The sequence below is a fragment of the Ideonella azotifigens genome (genome assembly GCF_006519715.1).
In the GTDB taxonomy this organism is placed as follows: Bacteria; Pseudomonadota; Gammaproteobacteria; order Burkholderiales; family Burkholderiaceae_C; genus Ideonella; species Ideonella azotifigens.
Genome location: NZ_VIDT01000308.1, coordinates 1 through 6,342 on the forward strand (window position 1 = coordinate 1; position 6,342 = coordinate 6,342).

Consider the following 6,342-nt stretch of genomic DNA (forward strand, 5'->3'; position numbering starts at 1 on the left):
GGCGCGGTGCAGCTGCGTGCCACGCTGCGCAGCACCGCGGCCGAGCGCCAGACCTTGCTGGTCGACTACCTGGTGCATCACGTGAAAGCCGACGGCCGGACCAGCGCCAAGGTCTTCAAGGGCTGGCAGCGCGAACTTGGGGCCGGCGAGACGCTGCTGCTGCAGCGCAGCCACGCCCTCAAGCCCATCACCACGCGGCGCTACTACCCGGGGCTGCACAAGGTCGAGCTGCAGGTCAACGGCGCGGTCGTCGCCGAGGCCAGCTTCGAGTTGCTGCCTGGCTGAGCCTGATCAGATTTGCTCGGGGGTGCGGACAGCAACCAGCACCACCTCGCCGCGCTCCTCGCGCGGCCGGTAGCGCAGCCACCACACGCCGCCCTTCTTCACGGCCCAGGGCAGCATCGCCGGGTCTTCGCTGCCGTCCTCGGCCCTGAAGGTCGCCGCCGCCATGCGCGGGCCGATCATCAGGTAGGCCGCGGCCAGGCCCAGCGTGGGCTGGTGGCCGACGACCAGCACAGGCTCCTTGGCATCCGGCCAGCGCGCGGCGGCCAGCAAGCCTTCGACCGTGCCGTCCGGGCCCAGCGTCTCGACCGTCTTGAAGCGCCGGCCCAGCGCATGCGCGGTCTGCTGGGTGCGCTTGGCCGGGCTGACCAGCACCCGCGTGCGCTCCGGCAGGAAGCGGTTCAGCCACTCGCCCACCCGCCGCGCATGGCGCTCGCCCTTGGTGGTCAACGCCCGCTCCAGGTCGGGCAGCTCGGCCGCGGTTTCATCGGCTTCGGCGTGGCGCCAGAGGATCAGGTCCATGGGTGTCAGGCGGTGCTGCGAGAGGAGTAGAGCTGCATCAAGGCCTGCTGCACGCTGATGCCTTCGCTGGACACGCGCTGGTAGCTGCCATCGGGTTGCTGCAGCCAGGCGTCGCGGGTGTCGTGCAGGTAAGGCACCAGGCATTCGTCGATCACGCGCTGGCGCAGCCTGGGGTCCCGCACCGGCCAGGCCAGCTCGATGCGGCGGAACATGTTGCGGCTCATCCAGTCCGCACTCGACAGGTACAGCGCCTCTTCCTCGTCGCCATCGCCCCAGCGGAAGTACAGCACCCGCGAATGCTCCAGGAAGCGGCCGACCACCGAGCGCACCCGGATGTTGTCGGTCTGCCCCGGCAGGCCTGGCGGCAGCATGCAGGCGCCGCGCACGATCAGGTCGATCTGCGCACCGGCCTGGCCGGCACGCATCAGCGCCTGGATCAGCGCCGGGTCGGTCAAGGCATTGCACTTGACGACGATGCGCCCACCGTAGCCGGCGGCCGACGCTGCACCGACCTGCTCGATGTGCCGCATCAGGCGGTCGTGCAGCACGAAGGGCGCGGTCAGCAGCTGGCGCGGCGGGCCCAGACGGGTCAGGCTGCCAATCTGCTGGAACACGGCCTCGGCATCGGCGGTGATGCGCGGGTCGGCCGTCAGGTAGCCCAGGTCGGTGTAGAGCCTGGCCGTCTTGGGGTTGTAGTTGCCGGTGGACAGGTGCACATAGCGGCGCATCTTCACGCCGCCGCGCTTGCTGGCCTCGCGGCGGGTGACCAGCAGCAGCTTGGCATGCGTCTTCAGGCCGACGATGCCGTAGACCACCTGCACGCCCACCGCTTCCAGCCGGTCGGCCCAGTTGACATTGGCCTCCTCGTCGAAGCGCGCCTTCAGCTCCACCACCACGGTGACTTCCTTGCCGCGCCGCGCCGCCTCGATCAGCAGGTCCATCAGCACCGACTGCGCGCCGGTGCGGTAGATGGTCTGGCGGATCACCAGCACGTCCGGGTCCAGCACGGCTTCGCGCAGGAACTCGACCACCGGGTCGAAGCTTTCGAACGGGTGGTGCAGCAACACGTCGTGTTCTCGCACCACGCTGAGGATGGATTCGCCGCGGCGCAGCCGGCGCGAGGGCCAGCGCGGCTCGTGTGGCGGGAAACGCAGCTGCACGCCGGGCACGTCGTCGGCCTGGTCGATCAGCTGGTTCAGCCGTACCAGGTTGACCGGGCCGTCCACGCGGTAAAGCGCCGCCTCGGGCAGCTTGAACTGCTCCAGCAACAGGCGCCACAGCTCCTCGGGGCAGCTGCTCACCACTTCCAGCCGGATGGCCTGGCCGTAGTGCCGCGTGGTCAGCCCGGTGCGCACGGCCTGGCGCAGGTTGACGGTGTCGTCTTCGTCGACTTCCAGGTCCGAATCGCGGGTCACGCGGAACTGCGAGAAGGCCTCGACGGTGCGGCCGGGAAAAAGGTCTTCCAGGTGCGCCCGGATCACGCTGGAAAGCATCACAAAGCCTTGCTGGCCCGGCGCGCAAACCTCCGCCGGCAGGCGGATCACGCGCTGCAGCACGCGCGGCACCTTGACGATGGCAATCGTGCTCTCGCGGCCGAAAGCATCGCGCCCGCCCAGCCGGGCGATGAAGTTCAGCGACTTGTTGGCCACCTGCGGGAACGGATGCGTCGGGTCCAGGCCCACCGGCATCAAGAGCGGCCGCAGCTCGCGCTGGTAGAAGCGCGAGACCCACTCGCGCTGCTCGGGCGTGCGTTCGGCGTGGTTGATGATCTCGATGCCGTGCTGGCGCAGCGCCGGCATGACCTTGGTGTTGAACAGCGCGTACTGCTCGTCGATCAATGCATGGGCTCGCGCGGCCAGCGTGGCCAGGTCGTCACGGCTGGCATCGCCGCCGGCGGCCCGGGCAGCCTCCAGCGTGTCGGCAAAACGCACCTCGAAGAATTCGTCCAGGTTGGACGATACGATGGTCACGTAGCGCAGCCGCTCCAGCGGCGGCACATCCGGGCGCTGGGCCTGGGCCAGCACCCGGCGGTTGAAGGCCAGGATGGCCTGCTCGCGGTTCAGCAGCGGCGGCAGCCCGGGGGCTGCGTCGGCCGGCGAGGCCAGCGGTGCCGCCGGCGTGCTCATTTGCGCAGGCACGACAGGCGCTGTCTCGGTCGGTTGGGCAGCATCACGTAAGGCAGACTCAGCACTCATGCGGGCAGTTTATGAACTTTATGTGACGACGCCGTGACGCTGTCACAAATGCGAAGCTGGCGCCATCAGGCGCCCGCCACCAGCGCCGGCTGGCTCGCCGGAACCGGCGCTGCGAAGTCGGGACGCTGCACGCCGTCGACCAGTGCCAGCTGGCCGTCCAAGTGCTCGACCAGCGCGCTGAGGCTCTCGACCCAGTCGCCATCGTTGGCGTAGAGGATACCGTCGATGTCGCGCAACTCGGCATGGTGGATGTGGCCGCAGACGACGCCTTGCACCCCGCGCTTGCGCGCCTCGCGGGCCAGCGCGCCCTCGAAGTCCGCCACGTAGCTGACCGCGCGCTTGACCTTCAGCTTCAGGTACTTGGACAGGCTCCAGTACGGCAGGCCCAGCTTGGCGCGCCAGTGATTGAGGTAGCGGTTCAGCTTCAGCGTGAACTCGTAGGCAGAGTCGCCCAGGTAGGCCAGCCACTTGGCACACTGGATCACGCCATCGAACAGGTCGCCGTGAGTGACCCACAACTTGCGGCCGTCAACGGTCACGTGCACCCAGTCTTCCACCACCTCGATGCCGCCAAAGCTGTGGCCCAGGTACTTGCGGGCGAACTCGTCGTGGTTGCCCGGCACGTAGATGACCCGCGTGCCCTTGCGCGCCATGCGCAGCAGCTTCTGCACCACGTCGTTGTGCGCCTGCGGCCAGTACCAGCTGCGGCGCAGTTGCCAGCCGTCGACGATGTCGCCAACCAGGAACAGCGTCTCGCACTCGGTCACACGCAGGAAGTCCAGCAGCGCCTGCGCCTGGCAGCCCGGGGTGCCCAGGTGCACGTCCGAGATCCACACGGTGCGGAAGCGGTGCCGTGGCGAGGGCGCGTCGGCACCGTCATGCTCGTCTGACAGCAGCGTGGCGCGCGCCAGCGAAGCAAGGTCAGGCGGCCGGGGTGCTGCCGGCGTGGCCGGCGCGGAGGGCAGGAAGGCGGTCTGCATGGCTTCCCATGCTGGGCCGGCGCAGTGACGCAAGCATGACCGCGAGATGAAGCCGCCGTGACGTGGGCTTCAAGCTGCAGGCGCTGGGTACAGCACCATCTGCGTGCAGCGGAACATCGCAATCGTCTTGCCGGTGTCTCGGTGCGTGACCACCGCGTCCCAGACCTGGGTGGTGCGGCCGCCGTGCAGCATGGTCGCGGTGCAGGCAATCATGCCTTCCAGCGCGGTGCCCAGGTGGTTGGACTTCAGCTCGATGGTCGTGAAGCCCTTCGCGCCCTTGGGCAAATTGGCCGCACAGCCGTAGCCGCAGCAGGTGTCTGCCAGCGTGACGATGCTGCCGGCGTGCAGGTAACCATTCGGCGCCATCACCTCCTGGCGCACCGGCATCTCGGCCTTCACCTGCTCGCCCACCTCCAGGATGCGAATGCCCATGTGGCCGGGCAAGGTGCGCATGCCGCGGGCGTTGAATTCTTCTGCGTCCATCATCGTTTCAGTCCTCCAAACTTGACCACACCGCACCCCACGCAGCTGGCGCCGAGCCGCCTCAAGGCGGCTGCGCAACCCGCCCGGCGGGTGGCCTTGCGTACTCGCGAGGCCGGGTGCGCCATTCCTAATGGGCCTCGTCCCAGTTCGCGCCGACGCCGACCTCTGCAATCAATGGCACCTTGAACGCAGCGACGCCAGCCATCAAACGCGGCACGGCCTCCTTGGCCCAGTCCAGCTCGGCTTCAGGCACCTCGAAGACCAGTTCGTCGTGCACCTGCATCACCATGCGCGTGGCGCGCTGTTCCTGGTCCAGCTCGCCCTGCACCGCGATCATCGCCAGCTTGATCAGGTCGGCCGCGGTGCCCTGCATCGGCGCATTGATGGCCTGGCGCTCGGCGCCGCTCTTGCGAGGGCCGTTGCCACCATTGATCTCGGGCAGGTAGATGCGGCGGCCGAACAGGGTTTCGACATAGCCGAGCTGGCGGGCCGATTCCTTGGTTTCCTCCATGTAGCGCTTCACGCCGGCAAAGCGCTCGAAGTAGCGGTCGATGTAGTTCTTCGCCGCCTTCTGGTCGATGCCCAGGCTCTGCGCCAGGCCAAACGCGCCCATGCCGTAGATCAGCCCGAAGTTGATGGTCTTGGCATAGCGGCGCTGCTCGCTGGTGACCGCGCCCGGCTCGGTGCCGAAGACTTCCGAAGCGGTGGCGCGGTGCACGTCCATGCCTTCGCTGAAGGCGCGCGTCAGGCCAGGGTCGCCGCTGATGTGGGCCATGATGCGCAGCTCGATCTGCGAATAGTCGGCGCTGACGATGCGGTGGCCCGGCGGCGCGATGAAGGCCTCGCGCACGCGACGGCCTTCCGCGGTACGGATCGGAATGTTCTGCAGATTCGGGTCGTTGCTCGACAAGCGCCCGGTGACCGCCACCGCCTGCGCGTAGTTGGTGTGCACGCGGCCGGTCTGCGGGTTGACCATCAGCGGCAGCTTGTCGGTGTAGGTGCCCTTGAGCTTGGACAGGCTGCGGTGCTCCAGCAGCTTGGCCGGCAACGGGTAGTCGGCCGCGAGCTCCTGCAGCACTTCTTCGTCGGTGGATGGCGCGCCGCTGGCTGTCTTCTTCTTGACCGGCAGGCCCAGCTTGGTGAACAGGATCTCGCCGATCTGCTTGGGCGAACCCAGGTTGAAGGGCTGGCCGGCGATCTCGTAGGCCTCGCGCTCCAGCGCGATCATGCGTTCGGCCAGCTGGCGGCTCTGGTCCGCCAGGCGCTGCGGGTCGATCAGCACGCCGTGGCGCTCCACGCGCTGCAGGATCAGGCTGACCGGCATCTCGATCTGCTGGTAGACGTTCAGCAGCCCTGGCTCGGCCTGCAGCTGCGGCCACAGGTCCTGGTGCACCTGCAGGCACATCTCGCTGTCTTCGCCGCTGTAGGTCGTCGCGCGTTCCACGTCCACCTGCGAGAACGGGATCTGGTTCGCGCCCTTGCCGCACAGGTCCTCGTAGCTCAGGCCCTTGCGGTCCAGGTGGCGGTCGGCCAGGCTTTCCAGGCTGTGCGGCTTGTGGGCTTCCAGCACGTAGCTCTGCAGCAGCGTGTCATGCGCGATGCCGCGCAGCGCCACGCCATGGTTGTTGAACACGTGCAGGTCGTACTTCAGGTTCTGGCCCACCTTGGCCGCCGCCGGGTCTTCCAGCCAGGGCCTGAGCTGTTCCAGCACGGTGTCCAGCGGCAGCTGGTCCGGCGCACCGGGGTAGTCGTGGCCGGTCGGCACGTAGGCCGCGCGGCCGGGCTCGATGGCAAACGAGATGCCGATGATGCGGGCGCGCACCGGGTCCAGCGAATCGGTCTCGGTGTCGACGGCGGCCAGCGGCGCGGCGCGCAATTGC

The 6,342-nt window shown here is 68.3% G+C and carries 6 protein-coding genes; 1 reads left to right on the forward strand and 5 read right to left on the reverse strand.

The features are described from left to right. Window positions 1-285, forward strand: a 285-nt coding sequence (locus FKP22_RS32190; protein WP_510606718.1) for a YhaZ family DNA alkylation repair protein, incomplete at its 5' end; no start/stop codon positions are given. A 6-nt stretch (window positions 286-291) separates the two neighbouring features. Here the strand turns inward: FKP22_RS32190 and FKP22_RS17750 are convergent. From FKP22_RS17750 to polA, 5 genes are all read right to left on the reverse strand, one after another. Next, window positions 292-804, reverse strand: coding sequence for a SixA phosphatase family protein (locus tag FKP22_RS17750; protein WP_141288876.1), 513 nt, complete (start codon window positions 802-804; stop codon window positions 292-294). Window positions 805-809: 5 nt separating this feature from the next. Continuing rightward, window positions 810-2,999, reverse strand: a complete 2,190-nt coding sequence (gene ppk1 / locus FKP22_RS17755; RefSeq protein ID WP_375140593.1) for a polyphosphate kinase 1 — start codon at window positions 2,997-2,999, stop codon at window positions 810-812. A gap of 65 nt (window positions 3,000-3,064) precedes the next feature. Beyond that, window positions 3,065-3,979 carry a UDP-2,3-diacylglucosamine diphosphatase gene (locus FKP22_RS17760; protein WP_141288877.1) on the reverse strand — a complete coding sequence of 305 codons (915 nt, stop codon included), beginning with the start codon at window positions 3,977-3,979 and terminating at the stop codon, window positions 3,065-3,067. A 69-nt stretch (window positions 3,980-4,048) separates the two neighbouring features. After that, window positions 4,049-4,465 carry a PaaI family thioesterase gene (locus FKP22_RS17765; protein ID WP_375140594.1) on the reverse strand — a complete coding sequence of 139 codons (417 nt, stop codon included), beginning with the start codon at window positions 4,463-4,465 and terminating at the stop codon, window positions 4,049-4,051. Window positions 4,466-4,589: 124 nt separating this feature from the next. After that, window positions 4,590-6,342, reverse strand: a 1,753-nt coding sequence (polA, locus tag FKP22_RS17770) for a DNA polymerase I (RefSeq protein WP_141288879.1), incomplete at its 5' end; no start/stop codon positions are given.